This is a genomic window from Candidatus Pantoea multigeneris (assembly GCF_011752615.1).
In the GTDB taxonomy this organism is placed as follows: Bacteria; Pseudomonadota; Gammaproteobacteria; order Enterobacterales; family Enterobacteriaceae; genus Pantoea; species Pantoea multigeneris.
This window is the reverse complement of record NZ_VWXF01000007.1, coordinates 91,100-110,261: the sequence shown is the minus strand read 5'-3', so window position 1 is coordinate 110,261 and position 19,162 is coordinate 91,100. Positions and strand designations below refer to the sequence as shown.

General features: G+C 54.8%; 16 protein-coding genes. 4 read left to right on the top strand and 12 right to left on the bottom strand.

What is annotated here, in order from left to right; genetic code table 11:
- Positions 1 to 135: 135 nt before the first annotated feature.
- Positions 136 to 1,884 carry a penicillin-binding transpeptidase domain-containing protein gene (locus F3J40_RS16575; RefSeq protein ID WP_017349265.1) on the bottom strand — a complete coding sequence of 583 codons (1,749 nt, stop codon included), beginning with the start codon at positions 1,882 to 1,884 and terminating at the stop codon, positions 136 to 138.
- Between the two features lie 269 nt (positions 1,885 to 2,153).
- Positions 2,154 to 4,427 (bottom strand): molybdopterin guanine dinucleotide-containing S/N-oxide reductase, encoded by a 2,274-nt coding sequence (locus F3J40_RS16570; protein ID WP_167016337.1) that lies wholly within the window; start codon positions 4,425 to 4,427, stop codon positions 2,154 to 2,156.
- A gap of 185 nt (positions 4,428 to 4,612) precedes the next feature.
- On the opposite strand from F3J40_RS16570, the gene galR reads away from it, so the two are divergent.
- Positions 4,613 to 5,614, top strand: coding sequence for an HTH-type transcriptional regulator GalR (gene galR, locus F3J40_RS16565; protein ID WP_017349267.1), 1,002 nt, complete (start codon positions 4,613 to 4,615; stop codon positions 5,612 to 5,614).
- A 44-nt stretch (positions 5,615 to 5,658) separates the two neighbouring features.
- Here the strand turns inward: galR and lysA are convergent, their stop codons facing one another.
- Positions 5,659 to 6,915 carry a diaminopimelate decarboxylase gene (gene lysA, locus F3J40_RS16560; RefSeq protein ID WP_017349268.1) on the bottom strand — a complete coding sequence of 419 codons (1,257 nt, stop codon included), beginning with the start codon at positions 6,913 to 6,915 and terminating at the stop codon, positions 5,659 to 5,661.
- A gap of 109 nt (positions 6,916 to 7,024) precedes the next feature.
- Between lysA and F3J40_RS16555 the strand changes: the two genes are divergently transcribed.
- Positions 7,025 to 7,966, top strand: a complete 942-nt coding sequence (locus F3J40_RS16555; RefSeq protein ID WP_167016335.1) for a LysR family transcriptional regulator — start codon at positions 7,025 to 7,027, stop codon at positions 7,964 to 7,966.
- Here F3J40_RS16555 and F3J40_RS16550 read toward each other — a convergent pair.
- From F3J40_RS16550 to xerD, 6 genes are all read right to left on the bottom strand, one after another.
- Positions 7,942 to 9,105: an MFS transporter gene (locus F3J40_RS16550; protein ID WP_167016333.1), complete on the bottom strand. Its 1,164-nt coding sequence runs from the start codon at positions 9,103 to 9,105 to the stop codon at positions 7,942 to 7,944. The two genes, F3J40_RS16555 and F3J40_RS16550, sit on opposite strands and share 25 nt — an antisense overlap.
- Before the next feature lie 293 nt (positions 9,106 to 9,398).
- On the bottom strand, positions 9,399 to 10,919 hold the full coding sequence (gene lysS, locus F3J40_RS16545) for a lysine--tRNA ligase (RefSeq protein ID WP_167016331.1): 1,521 nt from the start codon (positions 10,917 to 10,919) through the stop codon (positions 9,399 to 9,401).
- Between the two features lie 9 nt (positions 10,920 to 10,928).
- Positions 10,929 to 12,027 (bottom strand): peptide chain release factor 2 gene (prfB, locus tag F3J40_RS16540; protein ID WP_157060595.1). Its coding sequence is split into 2 segments (ribosomal slippage): positions 10,929 to 11,951 and positions 11,953 to 12,027, totalling 1,098 coding nucleotides; the frame shifts between segments, so codons are not numbered across the junction.
- A 105-nt stretch (positions 12,028 to 12,132) separates the two neighbouring features.
- Positions 12,133 to 13,860, bottom strand: coding sequence for a single-stranded-DNA-specific exonuclease RecJ (gene recJ, locus F3J40_RS16535; RefSeq protein ID WP_167016329.1), 1,728 nt, complete (start codon positions 13,858 to 13,860; stop codon positions 12,133 to 12,135).
- 9 nt (positions 13,861 to 13,869) lie between these two features.
- Entirely contained in the window at positions 13,870 to 14,583 is a 714-nt protein-coding gene (dsbC, locus tag F3J40_RS16530) for a bifunctional protein-disulfide isomerase/oxidoreductase DsbC (RefSeq protein WP_167016327.1), read from the bottom strand.
- Positions 14,584 to 14,605: 22 nt separating this feature from the next.
- Complete coding sequence (xerD, locus tag F3J40_RS16525; protein WP_167016318.1) at positions 14,606 to 15,499, bottom strand: site-specific tyrosine recombinase XerD; 894 nt, start codon at positions 15,497 to 15,499, stop codon at positions 14,606 to 14,608.
- 178 nt (positions 15,500 to 15,677) lie between these two features.
- On the opposite strand from xerD, the gene fldB reads away from it, so the two are divergent.
- Entirely contained in the window at positions 15,678 to 16,196 is a 519-nt protein-coding gene (gene fldB, locus F3J40_RS16520; protein ID WP_167016316.1) for a flavodoxin FldB, read from the top strand.
- Positions 16,197 to 16,453: 257 nt separating this feature from the next.
- On the opposite strand, the gene F3J40_RS16515 is transcribed toward fldB, so the two are convergent.
- The 3 genes from F3J40_RS16515 to sdhE form a co-directional block, all read right to left on the bottom strand.
- Positions 16,454 to 17,110 carry an Ssp6 family T6SS pore-forming effector gene (locus F3J40_RS16515; RefSeq protein ID WP_167016314.1) on the bottom strand — a complete coding sequence of 219 codons (657 nt, stop codon included), beginning with the start codon at positions 17,108 to 17,110 and terminating at the stop codon, positions 16,454 to 16,456.
- 172 nt (positions 17,111 to 17,282) lie between these two features.
- Positions 17,283 to 17,675, bottom strand: a complete 393-nt coding sequence (locus F3J40_RS16510) for a protein YgfX (RefSeq protein WP_167016311.1) — start codon at positions 17,673 to 17,675, stop codon at positions 17,283 to 17,285.
- On the bottom strand, positions 17,656 to 17,922 hold the full coding sequence (gene sdhE, locus F3J40_RS16505; protein ID WP_017349279.1) for an FAD assembly factor SdhE: 267 nt from the start codon (positions 17,920 to 17,922) through the stop codon (positions 17,656 to 17,658). The genes F3J40_RS16510 and sdhE overlap by 20 nt, the downstream gene beginning before the upstream one ends.
- A 225-nt stretch (positions 17,923 to 18,147) precedes the next feature.
- On the opposite strand from sdhE, the gene ygfZ reads away from it, so the two are divergent.
- On the top strand, positions 18,148 to 19,134 hold the full coding sequence (gene ygfZ / locus F3J40_RS16500; protein WP_167016310.1) for a tRNA-modifying protein YgfZ: 987 nt from the start codon (positions 18,148 to 18,150) through the stop codon (positions 19,132 to 19,134).
- Positions 19,135 to 19,162: the final 28 nt, after the last annotated feature.

The window sequence follows — 19,162 nt, the reverse complement described above, 5'->3', positions numbered from 1 at the left end:
AGGTATAGGTTTGACAGTCAATACTGTCAACCTTTCGCCATAAAATGTTGTGGTGTCATCACAGGATGAAAATTCCGGATGCCTGGTGAAATGCAACGAGGTATGAATATCTCCATACCCCGTTAACAGGCTGAATCAACCCGCTTTTGCGTGGGCGGGAGCAGGTGTAGGCGCAGGGGTTGGCACGGCATCTGGCGCAATGTTCATATGCTTCAACACCGGCCCCATAATGTTGCCGAAGATGGGTGCTGCTACCGAACCACCAAAGTGGTCTCCTGCGGTGGGGTGGTTAACCATCACCACCAACGCCACTTCAGGATGGCTTGCTGGAGCAACGCCTGCGGTGTAGTTAATATAGCCGCCATCATATTTCCCGCTGGTCCCCATTTTCTCCGCCGTACCGGTTTTGGTTGCCAGTCGATAACCCGGTACCGCAGCACGCAGACCGGAACCGCCCGGTAATACGTCACTCTCCATCATGTGCACCACAATTTCTGCCGTTTGCGGGTTCGCCACCTGAGTGCCGAGCACCGGCGGTGTCACTTTGGTGATCGATAACGGACGATAAACACCGAAGCTGCCCAGCGTGGCGTATTCGCGGGCAATCTGCAGAGGGGTGACGCGTAAGCCGTAGCCAAACGCGAAGGTCGCACGTTCGATATCCGCCCAGCGCTGACGATGCAGTGGGAAATAACCCACGCTCTCCCCTGTCAGCCCTAGCCCTGTGGGTTTGCCCAGGCCAAACGCATGATAAGTCTGCACCAGTGCATCCGCTGGCATCGCCAGTGCGATGTGTGAAGCTCCGGTGTCACTGGATTTTTGCAGAATGCCGGTCACGGTCAGACGCGGCCAGTGGCCAACGTCACGGATAATATGGCCGTTGATAGCATAAGGCGCGGTATCCAACACGGAATCAGGTCGAATTAGGTGACGCTCCAGACCTTCCAGCACCACCAGCGGTTTCACCGTCGAACCGGGTTCGTAGCTGTCATTGATAGCCGTGTTACGCATCTGAGCAGGCGTCGCCCCTTCGTAATTATTGGGGTTAAACGATGGATAAGAGGCCATACCGAGGATTTCACCGGTATCAATTTTTACCAGTACCGCAGCCCCGGAGTCGGCTTTATTCAGCAACACGCCATCGCGCAGTTTGGTGTACATGGTGTACTGGTCAAACTTATCGATACTCAGTTGTACCGTTGGCGGCTGCGTAGGGGGCTTATAGTCAATCATCGAGATGATTTTCCCTTCACCATCCTGACGATAAACCTCTTTCCCCGGCTCGCCCTGCAACAGTTTATCAAACCCCTTTTCCAGTCCGTTCAGCCCGACATTATCCGCACCGACAATACCAATTAGCGTCGCGGCGGATTCGCTCATCGGATAAAAGCGGCTGTCGTCATACACCGAACTGATGCCTTTCAGGTGCAGCTCGCTGATATCTTTGGCGATGCTCAGTTCAACTTTACGTCCGAGATACAGGAAACGACGTTTAGGATTAGCGGTAATATCCGCCGCCATTTGTTGTGGCGTGGTATCCAAAGCCGAGGCGAGATAAGCCCATTTGGGGCTGGTGAAATCCGGATTATTCTCCAGTACGCGCATCGGGTCGGCGATGATATCGCGCGAAGGTACGCTCAACGCTAGCGCATCACCGTTGCGATCAAGCAAGGTGCCCCGGCTGGTAGGCAGTTCCACCGTACGTAGCGAACGCTGATCGGCTTCATGCTCCAGCATCGGGTGATTAATCAGTTGGAGATCCGCCACGCTCGCCAGCAAAAAAGCCATACAGGCGAACACGCCTATGCAGATCAGCCGAAAGCGGAAAGGATTAAAAGAGGTTTTGATCTGGTCTTTTCCCAGTAGTTTTTTTATTTGTGGCATAGCTATCCGCAGCAATGAAAGAAAATGCGTTTCAATACAGCAGTTATAAATAATGACGTGGCGGGATAACAGGAAAACTATGTTTCAGTTCATGATTGCGGAGCAGCGGGCAAAAAAAACCTGCGCATCTGCGCAGGTCGGTGTAATCAATAAATTTTGATGTTCACCCATCAATACCTCTGGGACTTTGACTGTAGCAAGCAGGGCTTGCGCCCTGCCATCCTGCAAACGCAACAGTTGGCCGTAAAATGTAACCAGCCATGAGTTTCTTACGCTGTTTTGCAAAGCTGATGTTTTTTGATTTCCACCAGACAACTCATTGCGTTAGGTCCCTGAGTTAATGACGAGGTGCCGATATCCAGCGTCAGGGTATTGGGGTTACCGGCGCGGTCCCACGCATCCCATTTCCCGCCGAAGCCGGGGTTAAACCAGGCTCCGGTCGCGATAATCACCACGCCCGGCGTCAGGCCATCCGTTAGCTTTACCCCTGCCAGCATTCGACCACGCGCGTTGCTGACCTCAATTTCATCTCCGTCCGCAATCTGGCGGGCTGCCGCGTCCTGCGGGTGCATGTACAGCGTTTCACGTCCGGCGGTTTTATTGGCCTGAACACTCGGCGTGCCATCTAACTGGCTGTGCAGGCGGTCTGAAGGCTGAATAGAAATCATATGCAGCGGGTAATCCGCGCTGATTTCTGCCCCCAGCCACTCCTGTGGTTCGCGCCATTCGGGATGCCCGGCAAAGTCATCCAGCTTAAAGTCCGCAATGGTCTGACAGAACAGCTCTATCTTGCCGCTGGCCGTCTGGATCGGATGGGATATCGGGTCAGCGCGGAACTGGTCCATAAAGACAAAGGGCTTGCCGCCTTCCGGGATCTCCACAAAACCGCGCTGCCAGAATTCTTCAAACTCCGGGAAATGAATATCTTTGTGCGCATGGGCAACGGCGCACTGTTGATACAGATATTCAATCCATTGCATCTCGTTGCGCCCTTCAGTGAAGGTGTCACGATAGCCGAGGCGCTCGGCTAAATCGGCAAAGATATCAAAGTCATGACGCGCCTGATGCTGTGGCGCAATCGCCTGATGCATCGCCAGCACAAAGCGATCGCGGGAAGAGCCGCCAATGTCATTGCGCTCCAGCGTGGTTGTTGCTGGCAAGACGATATCGGCCATCTGGGCCGCTGGGGTCCAGACGATATCCTGCACCACCACCGTATCCGGGCGCTGCCAGCCTTCGACCAGGCGATTGAGCTGTTGATGATGATGGAACGGATTGCCCCCCGCCCAGTGCACCAGGTGAATATCCGGATAGTGCAGCGTTTCGCCCTGGAAGGTATAGGGCTGGTTCGGTTGCAGCAGCATGTCACTGATGCGCGCCACGGGAATGGACAAACCGGACGGGTTCGGCCCGGTCGACATCAGCGGCGCTGGCCCTTCCTGGCGTGGATTGCCCACGCTGTTCATGGAACCATGACCAAAGGAGAATCCCGCCCCGGGCAAACCTGGCTGCCCTAACATGGCGGACAGGGCAATCATCATCCAGTAGGGCTGCTCGCCACGATGCGCACGCTGCACCGAGTAGGAACAGGTGATGAAGCTACGCTTGCCGCACAGCTGTTGCGCTAACAGAACAATGCGTTCAGGCGGGATCCCGGTGATGCGGCTGGCCCAGCCAGCGGTTTTGGCAACGCCATCGCTCTCACCGGTCAAATAGCTTTTCAACTGCGGCCAACCGGTGCAGTGCGTGGCAAGGAATTGTTCATCCGTACCGTTGCGCTGCATGATTTCGTAGCCCAGCGCCAGCATCAGCGCCACGTCGGTATTGGGCCGAATCGGGATCCACTCCGCCTTGACGAATTCCGGGCAGTCATCGCGCATCGGGCTGATGTTAATCACCGGTGTGCCTTTCGCCGCCAACTGTTCCAGCGCCGGTTTCAGGCTGTGCTGACCCGCCCCGCCGGAGGCAACCTGAGAATTTTTCAGCGCCAGCCCACCAAAGGCCACGAAGATGTCAGCATGTTCGACCACTTCTGGCCAGTCAGTGACGCGGCCGGTGAGCGGCATATAGGTGCCAATCACATACGGCAGGAAAAACTGCGCGGCGCCCCAGCTATAGTTGCCCTGCTGATCGACTCCGCCACCGCCTTTAAAGTAGAAACGGCGGATCAGCGTGCGCGCATGGTTCACGCGTCCGGCAGAAGACCAGCCGTAGGAGCCGTTGAAGATACCGCTGGCACCATAGCGCTCACGCACGCGCCGGTTCTCTTCCGCCACCAGATCCAGGGCCGTTTCCCAATTCACCGCCACAAAGTCTTCGCGGCCACGCAGAGTACGATCGCTGTTCTCACGGGATTTGAGCCATGAACGGCGCACCATCGGCTGGCGGATGCGTTTGTCAGAGTAGACCAACTCCGGGATGGTACCCAGCATTGGCGACGGATCGGCATCTGCAAAAAACGGTTCGCACCCGGTCAGTCGACCATTTTCAGTGACAGCAGTAAAAGCGCCCCAGTGCGCCAGATGTGGCACGCGTATCTTCATAGTGGTTATTCGGCCCGGCAGGTAAATGTCAGCGCTCAGCATATCACGACCACACATTGAGATTTAACTGGGCTGATTTTCCTCATGTTTGCGATCGGCATGGCGTTATGGCGGGTTGATGTAGCCCGGCTTTTCCGTAACACTGAACAGATGTGTAAACGTTTTCCCCGGAAGCAGGTAAACGCATGGCTACAATAAAGGATGTTGCCCGACTGGCAGGCGTGTCGGTAGCGACAGTCTCACGCGTCATCAATCACTCCCCCAAAGCCAGTGAAAGTTCGCGCCAGGCCGTCAATGAGGCGATGGCAGAGTTGCAGTATCACCCAAATGCTAATGCCCGTGCGCTGGCACAGCAGTCCACAGAAACCCTTGGGCTGGTGGTGGGCGATGTCTCAGATCCCTTCTTTGGCGCAATGGTGAAAGCCGTTGATGAAGTGGCTGGCGCGACCGGCAATTTTTTACTGATTGGTAACGGTTACCATAATGAGCAGAAAGAGCGGCGCGCGATTGAACAACTGATGCGCCACCGCTGCGCGGCGCTGGTGGTGCATGCCAAAAAGATCCCGGATGCCGACCTGGAAGTCTTAATGAAACAGATGCCAGGCATGGTGCTGTTAAACCGTCTGCTCCCTGGCTTTGAACAGCGCTGTATCGCGCTGGATGACCGCTACGGTGCGTGGCTGGCAACGCGCCATTTGATTCAGCAGGGGCACCAAAATATCGCCTTTATCTGCTCGACCCATGCCATTTCTGATTCTGAAGATCGCCTGCAAGGCTACCATGATGCGCTGCGCGAGCACGGCATTGCCAGTCAGGATCGGCTGATTGCCCTGGCCGAACCGGATGAGAGCGGTGGCGAGCAAGCCATGACCGAGCTACTGGGGCACGGTAAGCACTTTACTGCCGTGGTCTGCTATAACGACTCCATGGCCGCCGGGGCACTGGCGGTGCTGAGTGATAACGGGATTCGCGTACCGGAAGAGATGTCGCTCACCGGTTTTGATGACGTGTTGGTATCACGCTACGTGCGCCCAAGGCTGACCACGGTGCGTTATCCCATCGTGACCATGGCACAGCAGGCGGCTGCACTGGCACTGGCGCTGGCAAACGATCAGCCGCTGCCGGAGGTGACAAACATGTTTAGCCCGACGCTGGTGCGTCGGCATTCGGTAAGCGGGCCGGGTTAAAGACCGGATCGACCAGGCATCGGTGCCTGGTCGATAAATCACGCTTAACCCAGCTCCAGCGCCAGCAGCTCCTGAATGGTCTGCGCACGGCGGATTTCACGGACCTTGCCACCATCAAACAGCACTTCCGGGATCAGCGGGCGGCTGTTGTAGTTGGAAGACATCGATGCACCATAAGCCCCGGTGTCGTGGAAGACCAGGTAGTCACCGATCTGCGCTGCTGGCAGAGCGCGGGTTTCCACCTTACCGCCCTCCTGCTGGGTAAACACATCACCAGACTCACACAGTGGGCCTGCAACGACGCTCTCGACGGTATGGGCTTCATCCAGCACACGCTCATCACCTGCCAGCACTGAAATATGGTGATAGCTGCCGTACATGGAAGGACGCATTAAATCGCTGAAACCGGCATCCACCAGCACAAAGTGACGGCTCCCCATCTCTTTCACGGCACGCACCTGCGAAACCAGGACGCCAGACTCTGCGACCAGGAAACGACCCGGCTCAATTTCCAGCTTCACCGGATGCCCGAGATGCGCGGCAATACGCTGACGCGCACCGTCCCACAGACCAAAATAGTGTGCGGTATCGATATTTTCCTGGCCGTACTGATAAGGAATCGATAAACCACCGCCGGCGGAAATGGCTTCCAGATCCTGACCAAATTCCACCACCTGATTGACCATCGCATCACACACCTGCTGCAGATGACCGTAATCCACACCCGAGCCGATATGCATATGCAGGCCCACCAGGTGCAAACCGTACTGGCGCAGTGCGGCCAATGCCAGTGGCAGGTCGCTATGCCAGATGCCGTGCTTGCTGTTCTCTCCCCCGGTATTGGTTTTCTGGCTGTGACCATGACCAAAGCCCGGATTGATGCGCAACCAGACTTTATGACCCGGAGAAATCGCGCCTAACTGATGCAGCATATCCACTGAACCGGCATTTACCGGCACTTTCAGCTCAGCAATGCGTGACAGCGTTGGTGCGTCTAACACGTCTGCGGTAAAGACGATCTCATCGCCACCCGCAGTGAATCCCGCTGCCAGCGCACGCTCCACTTCACCCAGTGACACCGAATCCACGCGCACACCCTGCTCACGCATCAGGCGCAGAATGTGAATGTTAGAACAGGCTTTCTGCGCAAAGCGAATCACATCGAAATCACGCAGCTGCGCGATGCGCTGACGGATAATTTCAGCATCGTAGGCCCAGAATGGTCCCTGATACTGACGCGCCAGCGGCAGCAGGTTAGCGCCAGTCAGCGCAGTTTCGGTGTTATTGAGTGGGCGTGGCATGGGTAAGTCCTCGAATAGATGTTCAGCCTCTATTAAAGCAGAGCGTTTCCATAGCGGAAAATATCCATTTTCACGTATGCTATTCATCTTTGATATGGTAGGCACGACAATGGCAAAGATTAACTGGCGGCATATTGAGATTTTCCATGCCGTGATGACCAGCGGCAATCTCACTCAGGCCGCAGAGATCCTGCATACCTCACAGCCCACGGTCAGCCGGGAGTTAGCCAGGCTTGAACAGCAACTCGGGCTGGAGTTATTTCAACGGGTGCGGGGACGGCTGCAACCTACAGTGCAGGGGATCCGGCTGTTTGAGGAAGTACAGCGCTCGTGGTATGGCCTCGATCGTATCCGGGAAACCGCAGAAGGCCTGCGTCAGTTCCGCCAGGGTGAGCTGTCTCTGGCTTGCCTGCCCGTATTTTCGCAGTCATTGCTCCCTCCCCTCTGCCACAGCTTTTTACAGTCCTATCCCGATGTCAGCCTGAATATTATTCCGCAGGAGTCACCGGTGTTAGAGGAGTGGCTGTCAGCACAGCGTTATGATTTAGGCCTGACCGAAACACAGCACGCGCCGCCAGGTACAGAAAGCTTGCCCTTGCTGACCTGTGACGAAGTCTGTGTCTTGCCGCGCCATCATCCACTGTGTCAGCGCGAGGTGATAACGCCACAGGATTTTCACGGTGAAAGTTATGTCAGCCTGTCGCACAGCGATAGCTATCGTCAGTTGCTGGATGCCCTGTTTCATGAGCATGGCGTAGCACGTCGCATGGTGATGGAAACACACAGTGCTGCTTCCGTCTGTGCGATGGTAAAAGCCGGGGTGGGAATTTCGGTGGTGAACCCGCTAACGGCGCTGGATTATGCCGACAGTGGCGTGGTGATGAGGCGCTTTAGTATTGCGGTGCCCTTTACGGTCAGCTTGATTCGACCGCAGCACCGCCCGGCTTCCGCACTGGTTGATGCGTTTGTCCACCACCTGCAACAGCAGGTGGTGGCGTTTAGCGAGCGTATTAACGCTCAGCTCAATCAGGCACGGACAGGAGAAGACTGACCCCCGGTTTTGCGGAAGTTGATCAGGCACAGTACCAGACCAATCACCGCCAGTCCTGCTGCAGAGACCGGCACGGCGGTTAAACCGTAGCCTTTCTCAATCACGGCACCACCGACCCAGGCACCCAACGCATTACCCACGTTAAACGCGGCAATGTTCATGGTGGAGACCAGGTTAGGGGCATCTTTACCGTGACGCACCACGTTAATTTGCAGTCCGGGAACAATCGCAAAGGTTGCCATCGCCCACAGGAACAGCGTCACTTCCGCCAGCATGAAGGAGTGGCTGGTCCAGCTGAACAACAGCGAGAACAGCGCAATCAGGGCAAAGGAGAGGATCAACGCCACGGAGACTTTCCAGTCCGCCAGCTTGCCGCCTAAAATATTCCCCACGGTCAGGCCAGCGCCAATCAGGAACAGCGTCCAGCTCACGCCACGGTTGCTGATGCCCGTCACCTGCAACAGCATCGGGGCGATATAGCTAAACAGCGCGAACATCGCCGCCGCAAAAAACACCGTCATCGCCAGTGATAACCACAGCTTGCCGTTACCCAGCGCACCGAACTCACGCGACAGATCGACCGGCTTTTCATCTTTGTTGGTCGGCAAGCTCATAATCAGGCTGATAAAGGCCAACACCCCGATAATTGCCACGCCCCAGAAGGTGGCGCGCCAGCCAAACAGCTGACCAAACCAGGTGCCCAAAGGCACACCAAGTACGTTCGCCAGGGTCAAACCGGTGAACATCAGCGCAACAGCGGAAGCCTGCTTCCCTGGCGCGACCAGGCTGGCCGCCACCACAGAGCCAATACCGAAGAAAGCACCATGACACAGTGCCGTCACGATGCGCGCCAGCATCAGCAGGTTATAGCTATACGCGATAGCACACAGAATGTTGCCGACAATAAAAATCGACATCAGCAGCACCAGCGTACGTTTACGTGGCAGCTTCGCCGTCAGCAACGCCATGATCGGCGCGCCAATCGCCACGCCCAGCGCATAACCGCTGATTAACCAGCCTGCGCTGGGAATCGAAACGTTCAGATCGCCCGCCACTTCTGGCAGCAATCCCATGATGACAAATTCGGTGGTGCCGATGGCGAATGCGCTCATCGCCAACGCCAATAGTGCTATAGGCATAACCCAGTCTCCCAATACAGATGAATAGCGCACCGGACGGCACGCTGAGGCCACATCAATGTGTTGATGGTTGTTAAAATTTGAACTCCGTCACAGGCGCTATTAAATCACAGCAACTAATCAACATATAGCCTACTGGCGGCAAGGCTATCTTGCCTGGCAGGCAATAATTCAGCGCGCTAATTCAGCCAGAGGCAGATAATTCGCGGCCTGCGCGGCAAAAAAAAGCCCGACGGTTATCCACCATCGGGCTTTTTAACCGGAACTGAGAGGCTCAGTTCCGCACAGAGTGCTTACTTGCTGCCAGGACGCAGTGCCGGGAACAGGATAACGTCACGGATAGTGTGGCTGTTGGTGAACAGCATCACCATACGGTCGATACCGATGCCCAGACCCGCTGTAGGCGGCAGACCGTGTTCCAGTGCCGTTACGTAGTCTTCATCGTAGAACATCGCTTCGTCATCACCGGCATCTTTCGCATTCACCTGCTGCAAGAAACGCTCAGCCTGATCTTCTGCATCATTCAGCTCGGAGAAGCCGTTACCGATTTCACGACCACCAATGAAGAATTCAAAGCGGTCGGTGATTTCTGGGTTCTCATCATTACGACGCGCCAACGGAGAAACTTCCGCTGGGTATTCGGTGATGAAGGTTGGCTGCATCAGGTGCGCTTCCGCCGTCTCTTCGAAGATCTCAGTGACTACGCGACCCAGACCCCAGCTCTTTTCGACTTTGATATGCAGTGACTGTGCAATCGCCACGGCTTTATCAAAATCGTCCAGATCGGCCAGATCGGTTTCTGGACGGTATTTCTTGATCGCTTCACGCATGGTGAGCTTCTCGAATGGCTTACCAAAGTCAAAGGTGTGTTCACCGTAAGGCACTTCGGTTTTGCCCAGAATGTCCTGTGCCAGAGTACGGAACAGGCTTTCGGTCAGTTCGATCAGATCTTTGTAATCCGCGTACGCCATATAGAGTTCCATCATGGTGAACTCTGGATTGTGGCGTGGCGAGATACCTTCGTTACGGAAGTTACGGTTGATCTCGAATACGCGATCAAAACCGCCCACCACCAGACGCTTCAGGTACAGTTCTGGCGCAATACGCAGGTACATATCGATGTCGAGCGCATTGTGATGGGTGATAAACGGACGGGCAGACGCACCGCCAGGAATCACCTGCATCATTGGGGTTTCTACTTCCATGAACTCACGGTTCACCATGAACTGACGGATACCCGCCATGATCTGTGAACGGACTTTGAAGGTGTTACGTGAGTCATCGTTGGCGATCAGATCGAGGTAACGCTGACGATAGCGGGTTTCCTGATCGGACAGGCCGTGGAACTTATCCGGCAGCGGGCGCAGTGCTTTGGTCAGCAGACGCAGTTCGCTGATGTGAATCGACAGCTCACCGGTTTTCGTCTTGAACAACTTACCACGAGCACCGAGGATATCGCCCAGATCCCACTTTTTGAACTGCTCGTTGTAGACGCCTTCTGGCAGATCGTCGCGTGAGACGTAGATCTGAATCTGGCCGCCAACATCTTGCAGGGTCGCAAATGAGGCTTTACCCATGATGCGGCGAGTCATCATACGACCGGCAACGCTGACTTCTACGCCGAGCGCTTCCAGCTCTTCGTTGCTCTTCTCGCCATAGCTGTTATGCAGCTTCTCAGAGACGGTGTCACGACGGAAATCGTTAGGAAACGCCACGCCGTTTTCACGCAGCGTCTTGAGTTTTTCGCGACGCGTTTTCAGTTCGTTGTTTAACTCAAGTGTGGCATCAGCGCTGTGCGGTTGTTGTTCAGACATGTCGGTTCCTTATAGCCCGGCTTTTAAACTTGCTTCAATAAAACGGTCGAGGTCGCCATCCAACACCGCCTGGGTGTTGCGGGTTTCTACGCTGGTACGCAGATCTTTGATGCGCGAATCGTCAAGTACGTAAGAACGGATCTGGCTGCCCCAGCCAATGTCCGATTTGTTATCTTCCGCAGCCTGCTTATCGGCATTTTTCTTCTGCATCTCATATTCGTACAGCTTGGCGCGCAACTGCTTAAAGGCCTGATCTTTGTTTTTGTGCTGTGAACGGTCGTTCTGGCACTGCACCACAATGTTGGTCGGCAAGTGGGTAATACGCACCGCTGACTCAGTTTTGTTGACGTGCTGACCACCCGCACCCGAGGCGCGGTAAACATCGATACGCAGATCGGCAGGGTTGATATCGATATCAATGTTGTCATCCACTTCCGGGTAAATAAACACGGAACTGAATGAGGTGTGGCGACGGCCACCGGAGTCAAACGGGCTCTTACGTACCAGGCGATGTACGCCGGTTTCAGTACGCAACCAGCCAAACGCATAGTCACCGATGATTTTGATGGTGGCAGATTTAGTGCCTGCAACTTCACCATCGGACTCTTCGATGATCTCGGTTTTGTAGCCCTTGGCTTCCGCCCAACGCAGGTACATACGCAGCAGCATGCTGGCCCAGTCCTGCGCTTCTGTACCGCCGGAACCGGCCTGGATATCCATGTAGCAGTCGGCGCTGTCGTATTCGCCAGAGAACATGCGGCGGAACTCAAGTTCGCCCAGCTTCTTCTCCAGACCGTCCAGTTCGCTTACCGCTTCGTTGAAGGTCTCTTCGTCGTCGGCTTCCACCGCCAGCTCCAGCAAACCTTCTACATCTTCGAGGCCCTGACGCATCTGATCCAGCGTTTCAACAATCGCTTCCAGCGAGGCGCGCTCTTTGCCCAGCGCCTGCGCGCGGTCAGGTTCGTTCCAGACGTCCGGCTGTTCCAGCTCGGCGTTAACTTCTTCTAAGCGTTCTTTCTTGGCATCGTAGTCAAAGATACCCCCGAAGAACGTCGCTGCGCTCACTGAGGTCTTGAATACGGTTTTTGACCGGGTTGATTTCAAACATGGCGATAGAATCTTTCTTTGCGATCGGTAAGATGGGATAAAAAGTAACGCGCTAGTCTACCTGAAACTGCTCCAGGTTTATAGCGCTGTTACCGTCTGCCGGGCGTTATACTGGCCAGATATGATCAATGATCAGCTGGACCGAGCGATTACCACGAAATTCATTAATATCCAGTTTATAAGCCAGTTCCACTTCGCGCACGCTGCTGTCGGGCCAGAGTTGAGTATCGACGTTAAACGCAATCCCATCCAGCAGCGGGCCACCGTGTACCGGTTCGATCATCACTTTTAAATGCTTCTGTCCGACAATGCGCTGTTGTAACAACTTGAAGCGCCCATCAAACAGCGGTTCCGGGAAGTTTTGGCCCCATGGCCCCGCTTCGCGCAGCAGTTCGGCGGTAGGAATATCCAGCTCAGCAGGCGTGAGCGCCCCATCAGACCAGATAATGCCCTGCGGCGCTTCGCCCTCCAGCCATTCGTCGACCACTGCCGCAAATTGCGTACGGAACAGCGCAAAATTTTCTTCTGGCAGTGAAAGCCCCGCCGCCATGGCATGACCACCAAACTTCAGGATCAGCCCTGGATGGCGGCTGTCGATGCGCTCCAGCACATCACGCATATGCAGACCTTGCACCGAACGCCCCGATCCTTTCAGCGTGCCGTCACCGGCAGGCGCAAAGGCGATCACCGGGCGATGGAAACGCTCTTTAAGGCGCGAAGCAAGAATGCCCACCACGCCCTGATGCCATTCGGGATGATAAAACGCCAGTCCCAGCGGCAGATCCTGCGATTCGCGCACCAACTGGTCACACAGCGTCATGGCTTCGCTCTGCATGCCCTGCTCAATCTCTTTCCGCGTCTGATTGAGGGCATCCAGCTCGCTGGCAAGCATCCGCGCCTGAGCCAAATCCTCTGTCAGCAACAGCGCCACCCCGACCGACATATCATCCAGCCTTCCGGCGGCATTCAGGCGCGGGCCAAGGGCAAAACCAAGGTCGCTGGCGACGAGCTGACGTGCATCGCGGTTAGCAATCTCCAACAGGGCGCGAATGCCCGGACGGCATTTGTTGGCGCGAATGCGGCTTAAGCCTTGCCATACCAGAATACGGTTGTTGTGATCGAGTGGCACCACATCCGCCACCGTACCCAACGCGACCAAATCCAGCCACTCCGCCAGATTCGGTTCCACGCGCTGTTCGCTAAACCAGCCCAGCGAACGCAGATGCGCGCGCAGTGCCAGCATCAGATAAAACGCGACGCCAACCCCGGCCAGCGCGCTGGAAGGGAACTGACACTCGCTGAGATTGGGGTTGATGATCGCCGCCGCCAGCGGCAGTGAATCGCCGGGCAGGTGGTGATCGGTGATTAATACCGGGATGCCATGCCCGTTGGCACATTCAACGCCCGCATGGGAGGAGATACCGTTATCCACCGTCAAAATCAGCTGTGCGCCACGCGCTCGCGCCTGCTCCACCACTTCGGGGCTCAGGCCGTAGCCATCATCAAAACGGTTCGGCACCAGGTACTGAATATCCTGACCGCCCATGCTGCGCAGGGCCAGGACGCTCAAGGCGGTGCTGGTGGCTCCGTCGGCATCAAAATCGCCCACCACCATAATCCGCCGCCCATCCAACAGCGCCTGATGCAGCAGCGCGACTGCCGTATCAATCCCCGCCAGCGACTGGAAAGGCAGCAGGCTGCGCAGCCCGCGTTCCAGTTCACTGGCGTGCTGCACATTACGTTGTAAATAGAGGCGACGCAGCAGCGCGTGCATATCCGCCGGGAGATCGGTGTCGGTCTGGACTTTACGCCGCCGCAATTCAATCTGTTTCATCACCGGTGCTTAACCGCCCTGCTTCTGGCCATCAAGCGTCTGTTTCAGCTCTTGTGGGCTTTGGTAACCAGGGATCACCAGACCGGTGTCGGTGAAGATGGCAGGCGTGCCTTGAATGCCATACAGCAAGCCGAGTTGGTACTGCTTATCCAGATCGATATTGCACGAGGCAGGTGCTGCGGTTTGTGGCGCGTTGCCTTTCATCGCCGCATCAAATGCCGTTTGGCGATCCGCTGAACACCATACGGCTTTCATCGCCCGCTCAACTGAGCCATGCAAGCCCTCACGCGGGAAGGCGAGGTAACGCACGGTAATGCCCAGCGCATTGTAGTCCGCCATTTGTTCATGCAACTTGTGGCAATAGCCGCAGGTGATGTCGGTAAACACGGTGATCACATGCTGCTGTTTCGCCGCAGGATAGACAATCATCTCGGGTGCCAGCGCGGCCATTTTTTTATCCAGCACTTTATTGGTCGCATTCACCGGGTGCGCACCGCTGACATCGTACAACGGCCCCTGAATCATCTGCTTGCCATCTTCACTGACGTACAGTACGCCACTTTCTGACAGCACGGTTTTCATTCCCGGCAGCGGTGAAGGTAGAATTTCGGTCTGCTTGAGGCCGAGTTTTTGTAGCGACTGCTGAATAGCGCTGTCATCTGCATGGCTGGCGCTGACGAAGGTTCCCGCTAACAGTGCGAGAAGAAAGAGTCTTTTTTTCATGCTACGTCCTTTACTCCGCGCCTCAGGCACGGGGATGGTGCTGTGAATGTAACTGGCGCAGGCGCTCAGTAGCGACATGGGTGTAAATTTGCGTGGTAGAGAGATCGCTATGCCCTAGCAGCATCTGCACCACGCGCAGGTCCGCGCCGTGATTGAGCAGATGGGTTGCAAACGCGTGTCGTAGCACGTGGGGTGACAGCTTTTCAGCGTCAATCCCGGCCAGTACGGCGTAATGTTTTATGCGATGCCAGAAGGTTTGTCGCGTCATTTGTTGCGCCCGGTTGCTGGGGAACATCACGTCCAGCGTCTGGCCGTTAAGCAACCACGGACGACCGTGCTCAAGATAATACTCCAGCCAGTAAACGGCCTCTTCACCTAATGGCACCATACGTTCTTTGTTGCCTTTACCAATCACCCGGACCACGCCTTGCCGCAGACTGACGTCGCTGATGGTCAACCCCACCAGTTCAGAAACACGCAGCCCGGTAGCGTACAGCACTTCCAGCATGGCTTTATCACGCAGTTCCAGTGGAATGTCGGTCGAGGGCGATTGCAGCAAGCGCTCCACCTGCGCCTCACTTAAATCTTTGGGGAGTCGCTGCGGCAATTTAGGCGCAGCCAGTAACGCGCTGGGATCGTCAGTGCGCAGCTTTTCACGGTAGAGATACTGGAAGATGCGGCGTAACGCACTCAGCATACGCGCGGAACTGGTGGCTTTGTAGCCGCCTTCAACGCGTTCCGCCAGGAAGGCTTGCAGATCCGCCGTGCTCGCACCGAGCAGCGTGAGTTGGTGATGGTGTAGCCACCCGGTAAAGGTATGCAGATCCTGACGATAGGAGGCCAGGGTGTTCTGCGCCAGATTACGCTCAATCCATAATGCATCGAGAAACTGCTCTGTCAGATCCTGATCCTGCACAATATGTCCGCCCTTTGCTATCAAACCCCGGCATTATGCCTGATTTTACGCCGTGGCTGATACCTTCGAACGCACAGTTACCCAATCCCCTGCCGCATTCCATGCAGTCGGCAGCGGTGGCAAAGACGTGTACAATGCGGCCGTATATGTTTGATTACCGTGGCGACTGTAAACTCGAATGAAAATTGGTCTGTTTTACGGCTCCAGCACCTGCTACACCGAGATGGCAGCGGAAAAGATTCGCGACATTATCGGCGCAGAGCTAGTGACCCTGCACAATGTAAAGGATGACTCCCCCACTCTGATGCAGCAGTACGATCTGCTGATTCTCGGGATGCCCACCTGGGACTTTGGGGAGCTGCAAGAGGACTGGGAAGCGATCTGGACATCGCTGCCAGAGCTGGACCTCAACGGCAAAATTGTGGCGCTGTATGGTATGGGCGACCAGATTGGCTATGGTGAATGGTTCCTGGATGCGATGGGCATGCTGTACGACGTCCTGAAGCCCATGGGCGTGCAGTTTGTCGGCTTCTGGCCGCTGGAAGGCTATGAGTTCACCAGCCCGAAACCGTTAAGCAAAGATGGCACACAGTTTGTTGGCCTGGCGCTGGACGAGGTCAATCAGTTTGAAGAGAGCGACGAACGGCTGGAGCGCTGGTGCGAGCAAGTGCTGGTGGAGACCGCTGCGCTGCTTTGATGGTGAGCCCTTTTTCGCAGCGGTCGCGTGCCGCTGCGCGGGGATTTTCACGCTAATCGCGCTCGCTGCTGGGGAAGAGTTTTTCTAATAATACAACGATAGTTATCATTATAACTATCGTCAGGCCGATATAAATGAGCCTCTCCGTCCAGTTATCGAAGTATATCCCCAAAAACAGGCAAATCCAGAGTAAGGCACCACCCAAAGAGACTACCAGATAGTCGAGGAAAAAATAAAAAATCTTCTTCAGAAAAGGATTATTCGATTTGCGCCTCATTCAGTTTCTCTTCAACCAAATCTAATATTTTCTCGAAAGCAGGCAATCCCTGCGTGCGCCTGACGTGCAAAGCCTCAGTGAAAGGTTGTACAGCAGGTTCAATGAGAAAGTAAAGAAAATCGTAGTTTTTTGCACGTAGTGCTTGCCAAAGTTCAGGGTTGTATTTTTTCAAACGCATTGACGTATATATGCTTCTTTCAGCCATTCCGTTAATCAGTAGAAGATTCCCTAAGGTTCCAACGCCAAACTTCAAAAGCATACCACTTTTAAAAACAACCGCATTTAGCAGACTGGTTGTCAGGACTGTATTCGTCAGAAACCGTCCTATCATTGAACCAGTTACTTGTCCTGCCAATTTATCTTTATTGCTTCCAGGAACAAATTGGCTGAAAACATCTAACGTAGTTTCAATTGATTTTTTGAGATGGGAGTTTTGTAGAATCCCAAAACGAATAGCATGTGTCATGCGAATGCGCTCATCCTGACGAAAGCTTCTTGAATCCGTATCCATAAAACCATACGCCATATAAGCCAGGTCTTTAGGAACTGAGAGTATACCTCCCATAATCCCTACTGCTGTATCCGGAGAGAGAAGCACCCTTACTATCCTTGTTGCAATTTCTATATGAGAACTCATTCCGACCTCAAAGTAACCGATGTGGGTTCGAATTCTACCGTTGATAATTAAATAAAATAAACCAAAGAAACGTCAAGAATCGTCTTTATTCCACACCACATTTTTTGACAATCAATAACGAGAACAGGTTACGCATTTAAATAAAATCCGCGCCGCTGTGGCTATTTATCCATTAAAGTTCATCGCTAAAACAGGCAGCTCGCAGCGTGCGCCAGTCGCGGGGTGTCATGGCATCTTCATGTAGCCAGAAACGTAACGTTTTTCCGTTTTCATTTTGCAGCTGTAATAATACCGCCCAGGGTAGCCAGCGTGGCGGATGGATTATCTGCCAGCGTTTATATTGCCAGCGCCAGTACAGGTGATCTTCACGTGCCAGAATACCGCAGTATTGTTGCCGATGACGGGAACAGATATATCCTTCATAGATCACTGGCGGAATCAGTAATAGCCACCAAAAGGACGAACAGGCCGCCGCCATAATGCTGCACAGCAGGCTGCTAAACAGCAGCCGCTGAAGCCAGGCAGCGCGACGCGAGAGGCGTAGATTACATTGCCACTGGGCCACGTGCGCGATTACGCTGCTGAATCAACTTCACCATACGTTTTAGCTCGGGGTCGGCTGGCTCGCCGTGATCCATCATCCAGTTGAACAGGTCCGGATCGTCACTCTTTAACAATGCTACAAACACCTGCTTATCGGTATCGTCCAGGCCGTCAAACTCGTAACGAAAGAACGGCATAATCGCCACATCCAGCTCCAACATGCCGCGACGACAAGCCCACTGAATACGCGATTTTTCGTGAATATCCATCTGTCAGCTTCCACAGTGCAAAAAGTGGCGTTAGTGTAACCTGGTTTTATGCAATATGTAGACATACAGAAGGGCTTTGCGCGGTCTGCCGCAATAGCAGCGCCACAGTGAGCAGGGTTATCACGCGATTTGTGCGCCAGATTCCGTAAAGCAGTTGCAAAGCCAGAGCGCTCTTTTAACATTGAAGCACTATTTCGGAAGAATCACTGGAATCAGGATATCCCTATGACCATTTTTACCTTACCGCCACGTCAGCCAGCGGCGGCGGCTCGTCTGCCACTCACGCTGATTTCTCTTGAGGGCTGGGCACTGGTTTCAGTGCAGGGCAAAGACAGCACCAGCTATCTGCAAGGCCAGTTGACGCTGGACGTTGCCGCGCTGGAAAGTAATCAGCATCGCCCTACCGCACACTGCGATGCCAAAGGCAAAATGTGGAGTTCACTGCGCCTGTTCCATCGTGGCGAAGGGTTTGCCTATCTGGTGCGCCGCGAACTGCGCGAAAAGCAGCTCGCAGAACTGAAGAAATATGCGGTATTCGCAAAAGTCACACTGCTGCCAGACGATGAAGCCACACTGCTGGGCGTAGCCGGTTTTCAGGCCCGTGCCGCACTGAGCAAGCTGTTCACCACCTTGCCAGACAGCACGACACCGGTAGTCCAACTGGGTGACACCACCATTTTATGGTTCGAACACCCTGCTGAGCGTTTCCTGGTTGTCACTACGGAAGATCAGGCTAAAGCGATACAGGTTGCGTTGGCCGATGATGCGCAGCTCAACGACAGCCAGCAGTGGCTGGCACTGGAGATTGAAGCCGGGATTGCGGTGATAGAACCGGCTAACAGCGAGCAGTTGCTGCCACAAGCAACCAACCTGCAAGCCCTGGACGCCATCAGCTTCAAGAAAGGCTGTTACAGCGGCCAGGAGATGGTTGCACGAGCTAAGTACCGTGGTGCCAACAAACGCGCCCTTTACTGGCTGGCGGGCAGTGCTTCACGCGTTCCTGCGGCAGCGGATTCGCTGGAGCTGCAACTGGGTGAAAGATGGCGTCGTACCGGTACCGTACTCACGGCAGTACAACTGGATGACGGCACGGTTTGGGTGCAGGTCGTACTGAATAACGATCTGGAAGCAGAGAGTGTGTTACGGGTGGAAGGGGATGAAACCAGCAAACTGACCATTCAACCACTGCCTTATTCACTGTCCGAAGGTTAACCGGACAATTCACACCGCTGCTTCAGCC

What these genes read in the sequence shown, in the direction of transcription:
- F3J40_RS16575 (WP_017349265.1), bottom strand. Translation starts at nt 1,884, where the DNA reads ATGCCACAAATAAAAAAACTACTGGGAAAAGACCAGATCAAAACCTCT.
- F3J40_RS16570 (WP_167016337.1), bottom strand. Translation starts at nt 4,427, where the DNA reads ATGAAGATACGCGTGCCACATCTGGCGCACTGGGGCGCTTTTACTGCT.
- galR (WP_017349267.1), top strand. Translation starts at nt 4,613, where the DNA reads ATGGCTACAATAAAGGATGTTGCCCGACTGGCAGGCGTGTCGGTAGCG.
- lysA (WP_017349268.1), bottom strand. Translation starts at nt 6,915, where the DNA reads ATGCCACGCCCACTCAATAACACCGAAACTGCGCTGACTGGCGCTAAC.
- F3J40_RS16555 (WP_167016335.1), top strand. Translation starts at nt 7,025, where the DNA reads ATGGCAAAGATTAACTGGCGGCATATTGAGATTTTCCATGCCGTGATG.
- F3J40_RS16550 (WP_167016333.1), bottom strand. Translation starts at nt 9,105, where the DNA reads ATGCCTATAGCACTATTGGCGTTGGCGATGAGCGCATTCGCCATCGGC.
- lysS (WP_167016331.1), bottom strand. Translation starts at nt 10,919, where the DNA reads ATGTCTGAACAACAACCGCACAGCGCTGATGCCACACTTGAGTTAAAC.
- recJ (WP_167016329.1), bottom strand. Translation starts at nt 13,860, where the DNA reads ATGAAACAGATTGAATTGCGGCGGCGTAAAGTCCAGACCGACACCGAT.
- dsbC (WP_167016327.1), bottom strand. Translation starts at nt 14,583, where the DNA reads ATGAAAAAAAGACTCTTTCTTCTCGCACTGTTAGCGGGAACCTTCGTC.
- fldB (WP_167016316.1), top strand. Translation starts at nt 15,678, where the DNA reads ATGAAAATTGGTCTGTTTTACGGCTCCAGCACCTGCTACACCGAGATG.
- F3J40_RS16515 (WP_167016314.1), bottom strand. Translation starts at nt 17,110, where the DNA reads ATGAGTTCTCATATAGAAATTGCAACAAGGATAGTAAGGGTGCTTCTC.
- sdhE (WP_017349279.1), bottom strand. Translation starts at nt 17,922, where the DNA reads ATGGATATTCACGAAAAATCGCGTATTCAGTGGGCTTGTCGTCGCGGC.
- ygfZ (WP_167016310.1), top strand. Translation starts at nt 18,148, where the DNA reads ATGACCATTTTTACCTTACCGCCACGTCAGCCAGCGGCGGCGGCTCGT.